The following is a 16,897-nucleotide window of genomic DNA, read 5'->3' as shown; positions in this document are numbered from 1 at the left end:
AAAGATCCCGCTGCTTGTTAGCTGGATCTAGAGATACCGCGAATGAATCCCGGTATGACGGTTAATTTTCTTTATTTTGCTTATAATTTCCACAAGCAGTGCAAACATAAATGAAGAATACAAATATCCTTTTGGTAATTCTATATGAAATCCATGAAGTATGAGGTACACACCGACAAGTAAAATAAATAAAATGGCGATTATTTTTAACCCTGGGTTAGATTTGATTAACTGGGCGGTATAACTTGATAAAAACAGCATTGCTAGCATGGAAAATGTAAATGCTGTAGCAATTATTACCATGTTATAAGTTAGTGCTATAGCAGTTAATATCGAATCAACCGAAAAAACTAAATCTATTAATATAATTTGTAGCACAACTAAAAAAAATTTTGATTTAACGTTTGCTTTCTTTTTATTTTTCTTACATACAAAGATGTCATCCCGTAACTCCATAGAGCTCTTAACAATAAGGAATAATCCCCCTGCGATCATAAGTAAATCCCTTGCTGATGCAGTGTGAAATATAGGTTTTTGCATTGACAATATAGATGATGTAAAAAATAGTATTACAAAACGCATTAATAGTGCTAATCCAAGGCCCATAAGGCGCACTCTTTCTCTCAGCGCATTTGGTACCTTATCTATTGCTAGAGAAATAAAGATTAAATTGTCTACACTAAGTATAGTTTCAAGTAGTGTAAGTGTCAGTAAAGTCCAAGCATCAGTTAGCATTTTTGTTTCAAATTCGGTTCTTCTTACTCTACAATAGATGTGTAAAAATTAAGTGACTTCACTCAGAAGTTTTATAGCAGTTCTCCAGAAAAACAGGATATATAAAGTTCAGCAGCTTCTTCTATTTTCGTTTTTGAGCAAAATCAATAATAAGAGAGTTTCTTATTTTCATGCACGCAAATAAGATAAAGCCTTATTTTCATTTTTGACTTTATTTGAAAATAATATATACTATAAAAATAGTGTGCTAGGTTGAATGAATGTATATTAAAGGATCACCATCAGGCAAAGTATTCGCTGGTTATCAGGCATTTATACCAAGCCCCTTGCCACCAAAATTTGAATGGGACAATGATTTAGTTAATAGTCTTTAAACCCTTACTTTACTATAAGGAAAGTGGTTGAAAACTTAGGTGTCGTATTTACAACAGCCCAAAGAGCAATCGTAAAGCTTGAAGATTTAGGCATCGTTTCACAAACTTCTCAAGGAAAGAGAGATCGGGTTTATTGTGCAACTGATATTTTGAATATTCTAGAAGAACCAACTAAGATTACAGAGAACTTCGATAGCACATTGTAGCTATTGTGATGAATAAATTCAGCAAACAGCAAGCTTAAAGAGTCTGATCCAATGGACATGCTGAACAAAAAGTAAGGAGCTCCTTTTGGAGGATTATATTAACTTATTAATTAATTGCTTGACTTTTAGCAGGATTTATTATATTATTTATTAATGAGCAATGCAATCAAACCAAGGAGGATAGCATGATAAATAATTTGGATTCAATAATTCTTGGAATAAAAGATGGTGAAAAGGCGATTGAAGATTTAAGGGTTGTTCTTAAAAAAAGAAAAGAAGAAGTTATTACTACACAGACATTTAATTACGCTTTACGATGCCCAAAAACTACAAAGGAAGCGATAGTACACGAAATTCTGCTTCATTTTATACAAAATCCTGGCGAGCAATCACTAGAACAAGTGATACAATGCTTAGATAGAGCAATACAATCTGGGATATATGCAAAAAACAACCCAATAAGAAATCTAGATGAAGAATTTCGTACTCATATAAACTTTAAAGATGAAGAGGGAAATACATTACTACATCATGCAGTTATAGGTAATAAAACTGAAGAAATAATCACCCTTCTTGTTACATATAGTGCAAATCCTTTGATACAAAACGCGGATAATAAAATTCCTTTAGATTTAGCTCAAGGAGAAACAAAAGAAGTGCTTATTAAAAGTATGAAAAAACAAGCTAATACGAAAAAAGAAAGCGCTATGGTAGGCAGTTTGGTGCCTGGCGTAATAATTGGTGGTTTTCTTGGTGTTGTACTTGGAGCTGGTGTGTGTGTTGCAGTAAGTCTTTCTGGTGGTATGATACTAGGTGTAATGATAGCATCTTCTCTTGTTGCTAGTATAGCTATTGGACTGGCCATGTATTTTTTGAGTCAAGACTATGAACAGGCTAAAGCGATAGAAAAAACTATTAGCACTGTTAGCTCTGAAATATCTGTTGATGATACAACTGCCGCTAATAAAAATAATAAAGAAGGGCCACAACTTACATATAGCTGACCCAAGCAACACGTCATACCGCGATTCATTCGCGGTATAGATTCCGCTAACTAGTAGCGGAATGACGAATGTGTCGTTTTTCAAATTGTCGTAAGTCACTTTAGCTATAATACACACAAGGAGGGTGTCATCCCAGCGCCCCTATGATGTCATCCCAGTGCTTGACACTGGGATCCAGAAAAGTTTGCTTGTAAACTAGCATGGAAAGTAGCTGATCTTACACTAAATGAATGTTTTTGATGAGGTTGCATAGAAGCTGGATTCCAGCGTCACGCGCTGGAATGACAACTGCGTTTTTTGTTTTTTTGTCATCAAATACTCCTACTCTTTATGTCATCCAAGTGTCCTGACTACTTGGATCCAAGAAATTTAATTGTTTTAAATTTTTCCCTCTATACACCTATTTAAAATTTATGTTATCCACATGTGCAATATAATCTATAATAACGTTTATCAATACAATATATTAAAAAATATTATGAGCTTCGTAAAAGAAAAAAACACCCCTGTGATGGAGCAGTATTTGAACCTGAAAGCTCAATACAAAGATCATCTGCTATTTTATAGGCTAGGAGATTTTTATGAATTGTTTTTCGATGATGCTATTAAAGCTGCGAAATTGCTGAATATAGTGCTCACTAAGAGAGGTAATTCGTGTGGGCAAGAAATACCAATGTGTGGAGTGCCAGCACACAGTAGTGAATCTTACCTACACAAGCTAATAGATTTAGGATTCAAAGTAGCAATCTGTGACCAATTAGAAACTGCTGATGAAGCAAAAAAGAGGGGCTATAAATCCATAGTAAAACGTGATGTAGTGCGAGTTGTAACTCCAGGTACAATTATAGAAGATTCACTACTGGAGGATAAAAGCAATAATTATCTCGCGTCCATAGTTGAACAAAATGACGAATATGCTATTAGTTGGCTTGAATTATCGACGGGAAAATTTTTTCACACTTTAACGAGTTTGAAAGCTCTAGATAGTGATTTATTGCGTATATCACCAAGAGAATTATTAATTTCTGAAAAATTCACTGAGGATGAAAAAATTAGATCGATTTTAAAAAATTATAAAATATCAATTACGCAACACGCACAGAGTTTTTTTGAGTATAGTAAATCTCACAGAACGTTATGCGAGTTTTATAAAATCAGGGAACTTGGGAGTATAGGAAATTTCAGCAAAGTAGAAATCATGGCGTGTGGTGCACTGCTTGAATATGTCAGAGTAACGCAAAGGGGCTCCATTCCAAGGCTTGAATTCCCAAAAACCTATAAGCAACAAAATTTCATGCTTATTGATGCTTCAGCAAGGAGAAATCTTGAGTTGTTTTCAACTCAATTTGGTGAAAAGAAAGGTTCACTAATTTCAGTTATTGATCATACAGTTACAGCTTCTGGTGGACGCCTGCTCAAACAAATGCTCGCTTCACCCCTTGCTTGCTCCAAGGCAATCAATTTGAGGCTCAGCACCGCTCAATTTTTTGTAAATAATCATGAGCCACGCAGAAAAATACGAGAGATATTATCTAACATTCCAGATATTGAGAGGTCTTTATCGCGCTTAATACTAGGGCGTGGTTCACCAAAGGATATGAACCTATTGAAAATAGGCCTAGGAAAGACTTTAGAGTTGTCTGAGTTTCTGTCTACCTTGCATAATTATTGTTTAAGTGAAAAATCAGAAATTAACTCTCAGATGTCATTCCAGTGCTTGACCGGAGAAAAGGAACCAGTGTCTACTACTCAGGTGATAAGTAGTGACGAGAGTGAACTCAGCACAATACATAAGAGCCTTGGTAATCATAAAGACCTATTTGAACTGCTAAATAGTGCTATACTTGATAATAATCTCAGTTCCGTGAAAGAGGGAGGGTTTATCTACCCAAAATACAACTCAGAATTATCTGAGTTATCTTATATATTGAACAACAGTAACAAGTTGGTAACTAAGCTCCGTGAATCTTATCGCGACCTAACTGGCATTGCCGCACTCAAAATATTGCACAACAATATACTCGGTTATTACGTTGAAGTATCAGCAAATCACAAAATAACTTCGGATATATTTATTCATAGGCAAAGCTTAGCAAATAGCATGCGCTACACTACTAATGAATTGAAAGAACTAGAAAATAAAATTCTTACGGCACGTGATGCTGCAATCGGCTTAGAAATGAAAATTTTTAGTGAACTGTGTAGTGAAGTTGCTAAAGAGTCTGAAAAAATTGCTCTTGCTGCAAATGCTTTGGCAAAACTTGATATTAGAACCGCGTTTGCAGAGCTTGCAGTGCAAAATAATTACGTAAAACCCATTATTGATGACAGCAAAGAGTTCAATATCTGTAGCGGAAGACATCCAGTGGTTGAAGTTAACGATAAATTCATTGCAAATAGCATCAATTTAGCTGGTATACATCTAATTACTGGTCCTAATATGGCTGGAAAAAGCACTTTCTTGAGGCAAAACGCTCTCATTGCAATTTTAGCTCACATGGGGTCATTTGTGCCAGCAGAGAGTGTACATATTGGAGTGATTGACAAGATATTCAGCAGGGTTGGCGCAACGGATAATATAACAGCTGGTTATTCTACCTTCATGGTAGAGATGATCGAAACAGCAACGATAGTAAATCAGGCAACGGACCGTTCCTTGGTGATACTTGATGAAATTGGTAGGGGCACAGGGGTGTATGATGGATTATCTATTGCACAGGCGGTGATTGAACATATTCACAATGTAAATAAGTGCCGCGCCATTTTTGCAACTCATTATCATGAATTAACTAAAGTAAGCAAATACTTGAAGAACGTGAAATGTTTTTGTGTAAAAATAAGAGAGTGGAACGGAGAGGTTATCTTTCTACATGAAGTAATTGAAGGCATTGCAGATGAGTCATATGGAATACATGTAGCAAAACTTGCTGGTTTTCCTGATTCTGTTTTAAATAGAGCAAGTGAGGTATTTGAGGAGCTGAAGGCTTGAATCATTATTATAAGTGAAGAATTACCTATACAATCGTGGTAGTAGCTATAGAAACGAAAAACTTACTTGACACCCTTCGCCAGCCCCCTTATCATGATAGTGAAGCTATTGTATTTGCTTTCGCCAATCTGCAGATTAAAAGGTAAGGATTACTTAATGTATCGGCGTCTTATGTTCAATTTTTTGCAGTATATAGATACTGTATGTCTTTACAAAACTTCATCTACATCTAGATTTTTATCTAAATAAGCTGAACGCGCTTATAAAGCGTTACAAGACATCAAAAAATGCCAATACTCGACAGAGATAGTAAAAGACTAGCTAACTCGGGGATTCTTTGTCTTTTTTTCTGCTTGGTAAATTTCTTAAACATTTGCAGCGTAAGTTAGTTGCAATTAAAAACGGCTGAATCTCGCTTGTCAAGCGTTTAAAACATAAAAAACGCCAATATTTTAAAGCGGATAATAACCCCAGGGCTTCTTTTGCCTTTTTTTTCATTTGGTAAATTTCTTAATGTTTGTGGCTAACATGAACAAACATTTGAGAGTAACTTCCGCTAGTAGGGTGTCATCCCAGTGTCTGGGCACTGGGATGACAAAAAAAGGAGGCTACTCGGATGACAGCTAGCCTGACAACCGTCATCCCGCTGCTTGTTAGCGGGATCTCTTGTTAGCGCCGCGGCGGTATGACGTAGAATTTTACACTCACCAATTCAGTGTCCAATCTGGATTCCAGACTGGAATGACACCCTTTTGGATGGAAACCAGTGTCAGGACACTGGGATGACAAGAAAGAGGCTACTTGGATGATACCTATAGCCCTGTCATTCCAGCGCGTGACGCTGGAATCTAGTTCTTATTATATATCCAGAGATTTACTATATTAGTAATATCAAACTAGATCAATTCTTGCTACTTCAATTTTTCTTTCAGTTAATTCCTGCCTGGCACGTTAAGTCTAGCCTTTTATAAATGAACCAGAATTATAATTTATCTTTTAAAAATCTCAAATGTAATAAATTTATGTTTTAAAGGATTTGATATATCAAATTTTATTGTATTTACTTTCTCATCAAAAACTATAGTATTCTCATCTATGTGATATCTGTCTATTTGATATGCTAGTGAAAATGCGTCAAGCTTATCAGAAGTTGGAGGAGATTTATATACCACTACATTTAAAGTTTCTAAGTCTAAGTTCACTCTAACAGTCACAACACCTTGTTCAAACGAACTTTCAAACAAACCTTGAATAGATTCACCATGCATACATGGCGGGTCCATTCTTACAGCAGATATACATCGATTATATATTGCATCCCCTGAACCGTTGTGCATGCACATCGTAAAATCTTTACTTCCTTGAAAAAGGTCTATAAAATCTACCATAACACTTCACCACTACATAACAAACACTTTATAATATTATAAGTAACTAGCAAGCTCCATTACTAATTTCGTAGTGACTCTAATTGCAAAATTTAATATAAGTAGTAAAGTAGAACCACTGAATAAAAAACATATGTTAATTAATACAACGTCGGAGCTGGAGGACATATGTGAGGGGTTGATAGCAAAAAAGCCAAAATTTATAGCAGTTGACACGGAGTTCATTAGAAATAATTTAATCTACTACCCAAAATTATCGTTAATTCAAATTTCTTACGGAGAGAAGAGTTTTATTGTAGACGCATTAGTGCCAGAAATTGATTTATCATTCATTAAGAAAATAATGCTAAATCAGGGGATAACCAAAGTGTTTCATAGCTGCCGGCAGGATATAGAATCCTTACTCACTGTATTTAAATGTATTCCCACTCCCATTTTTGATACCCAAGTTGCTGCTATGTTTTGTCATTATTATCATGACTTTATTGGTTACTCAAAAGTAGTGGAGCAATATCAAGGAATAGCACTGGATAAAATTAAAGCTAAAAATTCAGATTGGTTAAGGCGTCCGTTGTCCGAAGATCAGTTAGATTATGCAGTAAACGACGTGGTACACCTATATGACCTATACCAAATATTGTGCAATAAACTTGAAGAAAATAATAGGATGGGTTGGTTTCAAGAAGAGATGGAATCAATAGTTGATATAAATAAGTATTTACATAGCCCAAAAGATGCATGGAAGAGGATTAAATTTAATTATGAAGTAAATCCAAGATTGATACTAACTGTTAAAGCAGTTAGTGAGTGGCAAGAAACCTTAGCACAGCGCTATAATATGAACCGTAATAAAATAATCAATAATGCTGTAATAGCTGATTTTATTGAAAAAAATGTAGAGCATGTTGATGAGATTTTAGATGATCTCAAGAGGAATACAAAAAATATAAAAGATGCGGATTTACTAGAGTTTGTGAATATTTTTAATGAAAATGAGAGAAATTGGATGCAGCAAAACAACACCTTATCGAGTAATTATGATAAATCTGTACTTGATATACTCTCAATTATTTTAGATAGTAAATGTAAAGAAAGTAACATATCAAGGAAATTAGTTTCTTCAAAAGATGAGTTAACCGGGTCAATATCTAGACAGACAGATAAATTATTCAAGGGATGGAGATATGATTTTTTTGGCAGGTCAGTTGAATCATTTTTGAACACAAGCTCAAAATTTGAGATTTCAGCAGTGAAATCCGCAAATAATATAACCAAAATTCAGAGTAATTTAGTGGAGAATAACTGTTGCTAAAGTAACTTAGATTTATCGACAATCGTCATCCCGCTACGTGTTAGTGGCTAAGAGATACCGCGGCGGTATGACGGTTAAGTAGGGTGTCATCCCAGTGCCTTGACTACTTCGATCCAGGAAAATTGATTGTAAACGAGCAAACATTTTCGATAAAATTACCAAAAAGCTAGATCCCAGACTGGGATGACACCACCTACAAATTGCAATGTTCGTATAGTTATGTGCTTGACACTGGGATCTAGAAAATCTAGTTAATATATATAGAGAAACCTTAGCTATAGTTTCAAAAGAAGTCGAATGTATTTTGTTATATGATTATAAGTCTAACAGGCGGAATTGGGGTAGGAAAGAGCTTTGTAGCTAATTGCTTTCAAGAGTTTGGTGCTGTTGTATTTGATGCTGATTCTGTTGTACACCAACTTTATAAAGTGGATAAAAGCATAATAAGTTATGCAGAGAAAAATTTTCCTGGAGTGGTAGTAAATGGTGAAATAGATAGAACAGTACTGTCTAAATATTTCTTAGCCTACGATGAAAATTGGAAACAATTTCAATCTTTGGTTCACTCTGCTGTGCTGCGTGAATTAGAATTTTTTATTGCCAAGGAAAAAAAGATCGATAGAAAACTTTTAGTTTTAGATGTGCCACTTCTATTAGAAACAAAATTTTATTTATATTGCGACCTTATTGTTTTTGTTCATGCAGATAGCGTTGTGCAAGCTCAAAGACTTAACGAACGCAACATAGATAAAGAAAAGCTTAATCTAATCTCCGATGTTCAGTTATCTATTGAGGAGAAAAGGAAGATGAGTGACTTTATTATCGATACCAGTGTAAGCAAAGAGTATGTTTTTTCTCAAGTAAAAGATATAGTGGATTCATTAAACCTAAACACGTAGCTCTACGTCATACCGCCGCGGTATCTCTAGATCCCGCTAACAAGCAGCGGGATGACGGTTGTCAGGATCCCAGCAGCCTCCCTCCCCTGTCATCCAAGTAGCCCCCTATGGTGTCATCCCAGTGCCCAGACACTGGGATCCAGGAAAATTGATTGTGCACTATAGCAACATTTTTGATCAAAAACTGGATTCCAGTGGGCTTTGTTGCATCGCTACTTATGAAAGGCTAACTATAGTTAGGATTATAAGCAACCTATTGAAAATCTTGTTTTTTTGCAATCAATCTGATCAAATTTAAGAATAGTAATTTGTTATTTATATTAATAAATTTAATTCTATTGAAAATAGCTAAAGCATTGAAATTCTTGAATTTTAGCCGGATTGGTAAATGGTAGTGAAATTTCTTTTACTCAAATTTAGGTATTCATTGACCGTTCTTGTTATAAATACCAGAATAATAAGCTACTGATATTCACTATCTTTTTTATCTTTAATCCATCATAGCTAGCGATGCAACAAAGCCATTCCAGTGTCAAGCACTGGAATGACACCCTTCCGATGGGAACTGCTCTCAAACTACAACAGCATGAGTAGCTATAGAAGCTTTAATGATACAAGAAAAAATAAACAGCTATCATTTTTTTAGTAATTAAGTAAAATAGAGTGAAAGATTGCGAGGAAGTTTTGAAAAATAAGATAAAAAAGATAGTAATTTCAGGAAAGGAAGTGTGGCCAATCATCGAGGGCGGCAAAGGCATTGCAGTTAGTGATGGAAGATCAAGCGGAGCATTTGCTGCAGCAGATGCTGTGGGTACATTTTCTGGTGCAAATGCTAAGCTTATTGATGATAATGGCAAGTTAGTGCCACTAATTTATAAAGGCAAAACAAGAAATGAAAAGCATAGTGAATTGATTGAGTATAGTATTGAAGCTGGAATTAGTCAGGCAAGAATAGCAAATGAAATATCAAAAGGTCATGGAAGAATACACATGAATGTACTTTGGGAGATGGGAGCAGCAGAACGCGTGCTTCATGGCATATTAGAACGAGCGAAAGGTTTGATTCATGGTATTACCTGCGGTGCTGGTATGCCTTATAGGCTTGGAGAAATTGCAGCTAAATATCAGGTTTATTATTACCCTATTATCTCATCGGTGCGTGCTTTTAAAGCATTATGGAAGCGTGCTTACCAAAGAATATCTTCCTATTTGCTTGGTGGAGTAGTGTATGAAGATCCATGGCTTGCTGGAGGGCACAATGGACTCAGTAACAGTGAAGATCCAGAGCTACCACAGGCTCCATTTGAAAGAGTTGCAGAGCTTAGATCTTTCATGAACGAGATCGGTCTTTCAGAAACACCAATTGTTATGGCAGGAGGAGTGTGGCATTTGAAAGATTGGGAACATTGGTTTAACAATCTGCAAATTGGACCAATAGCTTTTCAGTTTGGCACTCGTCCACTTTTGACGAAAGAAAGCCCAATTTCTGCAGAGTGGAAAAAGAAGCTACTCACTTTAGAAGAAGGTGATGTATTTTTAAATAAATTCAGTCCAACAGGGTTTTACTCATCTGCAGTAAAAAATAACTTCATACGTGAGTTGCAGGAACGGAATTCACGTCAAATAAAGTTTTCAGAAAATGCTAGCGAAGAATTTAATAATGAATTTGCAATGGGTAGCAGAGGTAGAAAGATCTACCTTACTGCAAAATACAAAGAACTGGCAAATACATGGACTAAAGCAGGGTACACAGAAGCAATGAAAACCCCAGATTCAACTGTTATTTTTGTGACGCCAGATAAATTTAAACAAATAAGAGAAGATCAAATCAATTGTATGGGATGTTTGAGCCATTGTTTGTTTAGCAATTGGAAAGATCATGGTGACCATTCAACAGGACGAAAGCCAGATCCGCGTAGTTTTTGCATACAAAAAACACTGCAAAACGTTATACACGATGGTGATATTGAGAACGAACTCATGTTTTCCGGGCACAATGTGTACAAATTTAAGCAAGATCCATTTTATGAGAATGGCTACGTACCGGCAGTAAAAGAACTGGTGGAAAGGATATTGACTGGGTATTGAGTCAGTGACCTTACCCAGAAAAAGTGGAGAGAAAGTGTGGAATGTTTTTTACAAAAAGAATGATGCATCAAATTGTTCTGGAATGCAATAGTTAATAGTGACGTTGTTTGTTATAAAAAATTTCTATGTATTCAAATATTGCAGTTCTAGTTTGTTGAGCAGAGTGTTGTGAAGTATCAATAAGTATTTCTCTTTTCAATGAGCTAAAGAAGCTTTCTGCAACAGAATTGTCGTAACAACAGCCTTTATTACTCATCTATATTCTTTACAGCTAAGAGATATTGATACCCTTGCGCAGTATATTGTGAACCTTGGTCACTGTGCAGCAGTAGATTTTTAACAGGTTTACGCCTATTAATGGCCATTAATAAAGAGTTCATAACCAATTGTTTATTTATTGCACTACTCATTAACTACCATACGTGAGAATTATTGCTGCCAAATATAGCCATCCCTCCTTGGTTTTGATGTAAGTAATCCCATACTTTATTTGGTTGATCAACAATAAAGTTTTGATCTAGTATATTAGGAGCTACAGCTCTATTATCTGTTTGTTGTTTTTTAATTTTAAACTTTCTTTTCAGTATAGCCCTGATGTCATTTTTCTGCATAATACTTTGCACCGTTTTCAAATTGCAACTTTTACCCAAAGCCTTCAATTCAGCATGAATTTTAGGAGTTCCATATCTACATTTAGAAACTTGATATATTTTTTGAATAGCTTCGAGTAGCTCTTTATTTGCTGATTCTCTACTGCTTATTTTTCTTGTGGTCCACTTATAGTAGCCACTAGCAGAAAACCCTACATAATTCCTGCACTTTATAGTGTTTACTATGCTCTTTTATGAAAAAATATTTTACTCTTTTTGACTGGCCAGGGCTTTTTTTTAAATGTCTCTTTCCCTTGTTACTCTTGCTTTGTAAATCAAACCTCTCTTTGTCATAAGGTGCTACATCTGGAAATGCATTTGCCGCTGACTTTTTTTCGTTATATTTCTTCATCCATTTTCCTAATACACTATCCCTTATTCCTAGATCTCTTGCTACTTTTGCAACTGGTTGACCTACCTTTCTTTGTTCATTTGCCAGCTTAACAGCTTCCAATTTGAATTCTGCCGTATATTCTCTTGCCATTTCTAATCCTCCAAAATTTTATTTTACCCAAAAAAACTCCTTTCTTTCTCTCCACTTTTTCTGGGTAAGGTCAGTTTACTGGCCTCTCCATGAGTGAGATTGAAAAATTAAGTGGAAATCTGTGAACGGTTACCTTGGATGACAGAAAAGAGTGTTGGAAGGAGGCAATATTAAAAACTTAATTTCAGTCCAGCCAAGAACACATAACCAGAGTTGTTATTTTCTATTTTAGGCTCTTTTGTACTAAACTTTACAATATCGAAATAGTATGAAGTACCTAAAAAAAGAGAATTTTCAAGACTTAAAGCATATGATGTTAACTCGTTTGTACCTTCGCCTGCAATATCCCTACCACTACTAAAATATGTTAAGCTCGATTTGTAAGAATCAGAACGGTAAGCGATACCTGCATTCATATAATACGTATTATTTGTTTCAGGATTACGCTTCTCACCAGATTTACCACCATTACCATACGAAAAAATGCAATCAAGATCGAACAATTTTAGCTTCAAACCAAAATTCCAGTGTAGTAATTGATTGCGGCATTCATAATTTTTAGAAGTCCCATCTGAGCAATCAGTTAAATTTTCTCTTGCAAATTCACCAGTTAAGGCAGTAGTAAAACCTATATCATCTGACAAGCTGTTTTTATAGGAAAGGCCAGCAGCAATTAAATTGCTGTACTGTAAGTTATTTTTTCCTGGAACATAACTGAATCCGAGTTGAAAGTTATAGATTTCAGGGGAGATGTAGTTAATTGATGATTGTTTTAACCCTAGTTCGAGTTCATTATAATCGCTATAAATATTGGGCTTGACCCAGAACACCTTGTCTTGATCATATCCAGGGTCACCATCTTTTTTATGATCACCGCGCAAATTTGCATAGTTTGTCCAATGACCATTTACTCCTCCAGCAGCTGCATAAATTTTTGAAGTGTTAATTAACATGCTCTGACCAACTAAACTTCTTTTACCATATTCAATTGATCCAAGTTCCTGGTTTTTTATGATAAAATACCATTCCTCCATGTCTAACTTTTCTATGTCTAACGCTTTTAGGTTTGCAATACCAGAAACCCCTGCCTTAACATTAACCCCCATTTGAGTATTTGGATAAACTTGCTGTAAATAAAGAAAGCGCAAGTATGAATAACTTGAAGTTTTATCCTTAGGCTTAGCATTGAAAGAATCTCTGTTGAAGGCGTAGCCGAATCTCAAATCTATTTTTCCGTCTAGTTCTGCATAAAATATTTCCTTATCCAAAATTGTTTTAGAGCTAGCACTATTCTGCAAAAACAATGATGAAAGCAGTGCTACCAGGTAGTACTTTAACTTCATAAATAACCTTAAATCTTTATAAAAATTTAAGTTTAAACTCAATATAAATAAAAAACAACTTTTCAGAAGGCACCGCTGGTAGATTTTGCTGCCTGTTTTTGAGCTATATTCCCATAAATTATTGATACACTTGGTAATTTTTGCATTAATAACTGCTTATTAATGGCAGAATGTATACGATTAATTATTTTAGATGTACTTTTTACATCGCAGTTAATCAAAACAAAAAGCACTTTATTCTCATCAATATACCCTAGAAAATCATCACTACGGCAATTTTTATAAAAATGTTCTATGACAACTTTCAGTGCATCATTTGTCTCGCTACAGCTACTATTTAAGCCAATTATTCCTATAGCTGCATTAATTTGATGTTGAAAGGCGAAATTCAATATAAGGTATAACTCTAAAATAGTGGACTCATTGCCCGGTATATCGAATAAGTCATGGTTTTTATATTTCTTACCCATTAGATATTCATCTCTAAAGATTCCTAATTTATGGGACAAACTGATATCACGTATTAACAGCTCATAATTTATTTTATTACTGGCAAATTGTGCAGTGCGGAAAACTTTTACTTTTGTCCTGATATCTTCTCCTTTAGCATCAGTTAAGGAAAAATCTATCACTTTAGGTAATATATCAAGTAAATCGTGCCCATTTTCGGTATACTCTAAATAATTCTTCATGTCGTCAGCTGCTCTTGCACTTAAAATATTGATTAACGGCTTATTAAGTAAATTCCCTTCCTCGTATTTTAACAAATTCCTTGCGGCTTGATTGAGCCCTAAAATTAACACGTTTTTTTTCTTATTATCCTGACAAACAGATACCACAGCATCATCTTTTCTTCTTGCAGTTATGAAATCATCCATACTTTCATTCTATACAGCGTATTTATAAGTATAATAAGATTATATTAAGATTTACTTACTTATTGATATGCTTAATTAGGTATAGACAAAATGTCATACGGGATGGCTTTGTTGTAGAAGAATCAAGATTACTGTTTATAGACTTCAAGTTACTGCAAAAAATATTTTAAAACATAGTGATATCTTGACTTTACCTAGTTAATATTCCAAATTATAAAAAAACAGATAGTTCTATGACGACAAGTCTATTACAAGGCAAAAAGGGATTAATAACCGGAATAATAAATAAGAGATCGATAGCATGCGGTATAGCAAAAGCTCTCTCAGAGCACGGGGCAGAACTTGCAATCACCTACCAGAACGAAATAATAAAAGAAAAATTATTACCAATAGCAGATGAATTAAATGTGGAGCTAATATTACACTGTGACGTTTCAAATGAAAAAATCGTAGATAACGCTTTTGAAATAATAGAGAAAAAATGGGGTACTCTTGACTTTTTGGTGCATGCAATAGCATTCTCCGATAAAAATGAGTTAGATGGTAAATATGTCAATACTTCACTGAATAACTTCCTCAATGCAATGCATATATCGTGCTATTCTTTCACTGCTTTAGCACAAAGAGCTGAAAAAATGATGTCAGGTGGTGGTAGTTTGCTTACTTTATCTTATTATGGCGCTGAAAAAGTTATGCCAAATTATAACGTTATGGGTTTATGTAAAGCAGCACTTGAAGCAAGTGTAAAATATATAGCATGTGATCTCGGGCCACAAAATATCAGAGTAAATGCAATTTCCGCTGGTCCAATCAGAACTTTAGCATCTTCTGGAATAAGCGATTTTCACTTCATATCAGAATGGAATAGAAATAATTCTCCGCTCAGACGCAATGTTACAATAGAGGATGTTGGCAAGGCAGCGCTATACTTATTAAGCGATTTAAGTAGTGGCACTACTGGAGAAATTTTGCACGTTGATTCAGGATATAACGTTGTGGGAATGAAGGTAGTTGACTAACAAAGCACTAGTTCCTTCGGGTTCATACACAACTCTATCAGGAGTTTTGTGACTGTGATTGCAGAAAACATCGAACATAAAATTCCTATTGATAAAGTGACAGAAAAGCCTCTAATTGCTCCACTGCCAATAATGAACATTATTCCTGCAGCAATTAATGTAGTGATATTTGAATCCAGTATTGTCTTTATAGCGTTTTTAAACCCTTCTTCAATAGCACGTTCCACTCTCTTGCCAGATTTTATTTCCTCACGAATTCGCTCAAATATTAAAACATTTGCATCCACCGCCATACCGACAGTGAGTGCAATACCGGCAATTCCAGGTAAAGTTAGAGTTGCTTCAAGCAGAGTGAGAATTGATAATATAAGAATTACATTAGAAAAAAGCGCAACAGAGGCCAATACACCTAATTTACCGTAAGTGATGATTATAAATAAAGCCACGGCTATAATAGAGATTGTTGCTGCCATTTCCCCTGCCTTTATTGATTCTTCTCCAAGACTTGGGCCAATGTTTTTTTCTTCAATTATTTTAAGTGGTGCTGGCAGTGCTCCAGATTTTAAAAGTATTGCAAGTTCGCTTGCTTGTTTTTCAGTAAAATTACCGCTAATTTCTCCCTCTCCATTTAAAATTGGCTCACGTATTGTAGGTACTGTTAAGACTGTGTTATCCAGAACAATTGCAAAAGGTTTTCCCACATTTTCTTTAGTGATTTTTGCGAATCTTTTACTCGCTATGCTGTCAAATTTAAAATGCACTGTTGGTTTACCTAAGTGACCAAATCTAACTGATGCGTTAACCAGCGAATCACCACCTATTTCAGTTTTGCGGAATATTGGATAAGAATTACCTAAAGAATCCTTGAGCATGACAGTGGTTTCATGGTCTATATCCTGCACCTTGGCTATGTTAGTGTTTGCCAAATGAAAAGCTAGCTTAGCAGTTTTGCCAAGCAGAGATTTTATCTGCTTGGTATCTTCTACTCCAGGCACCTGCACTAATATTTTATTCTGCCCTTGTTTTTGAACGCTGACTTCCTTTGTGCCAAGTTTGTCCAAACGGCGCTGGACATTGTTTATTGATTCTGCAGCTACTTCACTGATCAAAGAATTTTTATAATGGGGTTTATACGAAATGAGAATCGAAGAATCTTTTCTATTTAGCTCTAAATTTGGATTTATCGCATTAATCAACACAGATGCTTTTTTATAATCATCAATATTATTTAAAGTTATAACGCTATTTTGTACGTTAGATTCAATATTTTTTGTTAGCAATGTCTCTTTTATTTCGTTAGCTAGCATGCTTAGCTTTTCCTTAAAATAGAAGTCTAAGTCTATGTTTAAAAGCAAAGATGCCCCTCCTTTCAGGTCAAGGCCTAAGTTTATTCTTTTTTTCGAAATAAAAAGCTTATTATCAAAGAAATTTGGCAGTGTTATGTATAAAGCAAATAAACAGATGCATAATACTGAAAAAGATTTGACTATAAGTCTGTTATACATAAGTTGTATGTTTAAAATTGTAA

General features: G+C 35.0%; 17 protein-coding genes. 7 read left to right on the top strand and 10 right to left on the bottom strand.

What is annotated here, in order from left to right; translation table 11 throughout:
* Positions 1-27: 27 nt before the first annotated feature.
* Positions 28-735: a TerC family protein gene (locus ABWU40_RS02275; protein ID WP_141456817.1), complete on the bottom strand. Its 708-nt coding sequence runs from the start codon at positions 733-735 to the stop codon at positions 28-30.
* 397 nt (positions 736-1,132) lie between these two features.
* Between ABWU40_RS02275 and ABWU40_RS02270 the strand changes: the two genes are divergently transcribed.
* The 3 genes from ABWU40_RS02270 (at position 1,133) to mutS (ending at position 5,308) form a co-directional block, all read left to right on the top strand.
* On the top strand, positions 1,133-1,315 hold the full coding sequence (locus ABWU40_RS02270; protein WP_006279522.1) for a hypothetical protein: 183 nt from the start codon (positions 1,133-1,135) through the stop codon (positions 1,313-1,315).
* Between the two features lie 185 nt (positions 1,316-1,500).
* The gene (locus tag ABWU40_RS02265; RefSeq protein ID WP_141456816.1) at positions 1,501-2,319 is read left to right on the top strand and encodes an ankyrin repeat domain-containing protein; all 819 of its coding nucleotides are present in this window, start codon (positions 1,501-1,503) and stop codon (positions 2,317-2,319) included.
* 478 nt (positions 2,320-2,797) lie between these two features.
* Positions 2,798-5,308, top strand: a complete 2,511-nt coding sequence (gene mutS, locus ABWU40_RS02260) for a DNA mismatch repair protein MutS (protein WP_141457327.1) — start codon at positions 2,798-2,800, stop codon at positions 5,306-5,308.
* Positions 5,309-5,629: 321 nt separating this feature from the next.
* On the opposite strand, the gene ABWU40_RS02255 is transcribed toward mutS, so the two are convergent.
* Together ABWU40_RS02255 and ABWU40_RS02250 are read right to left on the bottom strand one after the other, a co-directional pair.
* A complete protein-coding gene (locus tag ABWU40_RS02255) occupies positions 5,630-5,806 on the bottom strand; it encodes a hypothetical protein (protein ID WP_353279296.1) in 177 nt (58 codons plus the stop codon).
* A gap of 491 nt (positions 5,807-6,297) precedes the next feature.
* Positions 6,298-6,696, bottom strand: coding sequence for a hypothetical protein (locus tag ABWU40_RS02250; RefSeq protein WP_007548550.1), 399 nt, complete (start codon positions 6,694-6,696; stop codon positions 6,298-6,300).
* 133 nt (positions 6,697-6,829) lie between these two features.
* Here ABWU40_RS02250 and ABWU40_RS02245 point away from each other — a divergent pair, with 133 nt between their 5' ends.
* The 3 genes from ABWU40_RS02245 to ABWU40_RS02235 all read left to right on the top strand — a co-directional run bounded on the left by ABWU40_RS02245 (position 6,830) and on the right by ABWU40_RS02235 (position 10,995).
* A complete protein-coding gene (locus ABWU40_RS02245; protein WP_141457325.1) occupies positions 6,830-8,008 on the top strand; it encodes a ribonuclease D in 1,179 nt (392 codons plus the stop codon).
* Positions 8,009-8,319: 311 nt separating this feature from the next.
* Positions 8,320-8,907 (top strand): dephospho-CoA kinase, encoded by a 588-nt coding sequence (gene coaE, locus ABWU40_RS02240; protein WP_006280338.1) that lies wholly within the window; start codon positions 8,320-8,322, stop codon positions 8,905-8,907.
* 684 nt (positions 8,908-9,591) lie between these two features.
* A complete protein-coding gene (locus ABWU40_RS02235) occupies positions 9,592-10,995 on the top strand; it encodes an NAD(P)H-dependent flavin oxidoreductase (protein ID WP_353279294.1) in 1,404 nt (467 codons plus the stop codon).
* A gap of 91 nt (positions 10,996-11,086) precedes the next feature.
* On the opposite strand, the gene ABWU40_RS02230 is transcribed toward ABWU40_RS02235, so the two are convergent.
* The 6 genes from ABWU40_RS02230 to ABWU40_RS02210 all read right to left on the bottom strand — a co-directional run bounded on the left by ABWU40_RS02230 (position 11,087) and on the right by ABWU40_RS02210 (position 14,350).
* Entirely contained in the window at positions 11,087-11,251 is a 165-nt protein-coding gene (locus tag ABWU40_RS02230; protein ID WP_010082072.1) for an IS3 family transposase, read from the bottom strand.
* Entirely contained in the window at positions 11,244-11,360 is a 117-nt protein-coding gene (locus tag ABWU40_RS06300; protein WP_406722028.1) for a hypothetical protein, read from the bottom strand. Before ABWU40_RS06300 ends, ABWU40_RS02230 begins: the two co-directional genes overlap by 8 nt.
* A gap of 48 nt (positions 11,361-11,408) precedes the next feature.
* Positions 11,409-11,705: an IS3 family transposase gene (locus tag ABWU40_RS02225; RefSeq protein ID WP_244663117.1), complete on the bottom strand. Its 297-nt coding sequence runs from the start codon at positions 11,703-11,705 to the stop codon at positions 11,409-11,411.
* A gap of 79 nt (positions 11,706-11,784) precedes the next feature.
* Positions 11,785-12,129, bottom strand: coding sequence for a transposase (locus ABWU40_RS02220; RefSeq protein WP_264707583.1), 345 nt, complete (start codon positions 12,127-12,129; stop codon positions 11,785-11,787).
* A gap of 170 nt (positions 12,130-12,299) precedes the next feature.
* Positions 12,300-13,472, bottom strand: coding sequence for a porin (locus ABWU40_RS02215; RefSeq protein ID WP_141456814.1), 1,173 nt, complete (start codon positions 13,470-13,472; stop codon positions 12,300-12,302).
* A gap of 62 nt (positions 13,473-13,534) precedes the next feature.
* Complete coding sequence (locus ABWU40_RS02210; protein WP_015588853.1) at positions 13,535-14,350, bottom strand: hypothetical protein; 816 nt, start codon at positions 14,348-14,350, stop codon at positions 13,535-13,537.
* A gap of 233 nt (positions 14,351-14,583) precedes the next feature.
* Between ABWU40_RS02210 and ABWU40_RS02205 the strand changes: the two genes are divergently transcribed.
* Positions 14,584-15,369, top strand: coding sequence for an enoyl-ACP reductase (locus ABWU40_RS02205; RefSeq protein ID WP_015588852.1), 786 nt, complete (start codon positions 14,584-14,586; stop codon positions 15,367-15,369).
* On the opposite strand, the gene secD is transcribed toward ABWU40_RS02205, so the two are convergent.
* Entirely contained in the window at positions 15,366-16,874 is a 1,509-nt protein-coding gene (secD, locus tag ABWU40_RS02200) for a protein translocase subunit SecD (RefSeq protein ID WP_015588851.1), read from the bottom strand. The two genes, ABWU40_RS02205 and secD, sit on opposite strands and share 4 nt — an antisense overlap.
* Positions 16,875-16,897: the final 23 nt, after the last annotated feature.

The sequence above is a fragment of the Wolbachia endosymbiont (group A) of Cydia amplana genome, from assembly GCF_964028495.1.
GTDB classification, from domain to species: domain Bacteria; phylum Pseudomonadota; class Alphaproteobacteria; order Rickettsiales; family Anaplasmataceae; genus Wolbachia; species Wolbachia pipientis.
Note: the sequence above shows the minus strand (reverse complement) of the source record. Positions and strands in the feature narration are given on the sequence as shown.

Excerpts from the sequence above, each read along its gene's own strand:
- ABWU40_RS02245 (WP_141457325.1), top strand. The coding sequence starts at position 6,830 with ATGTTAATTAATACAACGTCGGAGCTGGAGGACATATGTGAGGGGTTG.
- coaE (WP_006280338.1), top strand. The coding sequence starts at position 8,320 with ATGATTATAAGTCTAACAGGCGGAATTGGGGTAGGAAAGAGCTTTGTA.
- secD (WP_015588851.1), bottom strand. The coding sequence starts at position 16,874 with ATGTATAACAGACTTATAGTCAAATCTTTTTCAGTATTATGCATCTGT.
- ABWU40_RS02210 (WP_015588853.1), bottom strand. The coding sequence starts at position 14,350 with ATGGATGATTTCATAACTGCAAGAAGAAAAGATGATGCTGTGGTATCT.
- ABWU40_RS06300 (WP_406722028.1), bottom strand. The coding sequence starts at position 11,360 with ATGGCCATTAATAGGCGTAAACCTGTTAAAAATCTACTGCTGCACAGT.
- ABWU40_RS02230 (WP_010082072.1), bottom strand. The coding sequence starts at position 11,251 with ATGAGTAATAAAGGCTGTTGTTACGACAATTCTGTTGCAGAAAGCTTC.
- ABWU40_RS02215 (WP_141456814.1), bottom strand. The coding sequence starts at position 13,472 with ATGAAGTTAAAGTACTACCTGGTAGCACTGCTTTCATCATTGTTTTTG.
- ABWU40_RS02220 (WP_264707583.1), bottom strand. The coding sequence starts at position 12,129 with ATGGCAAGAGAATATACGGCAGAATTCAAATTGGAAGCTGTTAAGCTG.
- ABWU40_RS02250 (WP_007548550.1), bottom strand. The coding sequence starts at position 6,696 with ATGGTAGATTTTATAGACCTTTTTCAAGGAAGTAAAGATTTTACGATG.
- ABWU40_RS02205 (WP_015588852.1), top strand. The coding sequence starts at position 14,584 with ATGACGACAAGTCTATTACAAGGCAAAAAGGGATTAATAACCGGAATA.
- ABWU40_RS02255 (WP_353279296.1), bottom strand. The coding sequence starts at position 5,806 with ATGAAAAAAAAGGCAAAAGAAGCCCTGGGGTTATTATCCGCTTTAAAA.
- mutS (WP_141457327.1), top strand. The coding sequence starts at position 2,798 with ATGAGCTTCGTAAAAGAAAAAAACACCCCTGTGATGGAGCAGTATTTG.
- ABWU40_RS02265 (WP_141456816.1), top strand. The coding sequence starts at position 1,501 with ATGATAAATAATTTGGATTCAATAATTCTTGGAATAAAAGATGGTGAA.
- ABWU40_RS02275 (WP_141456817.1), bottom strand. The coding sequence starts at position 735 with ATGCTAACTGATGCTTGGACTTTACTGACACTTACACTACTTGAAACT.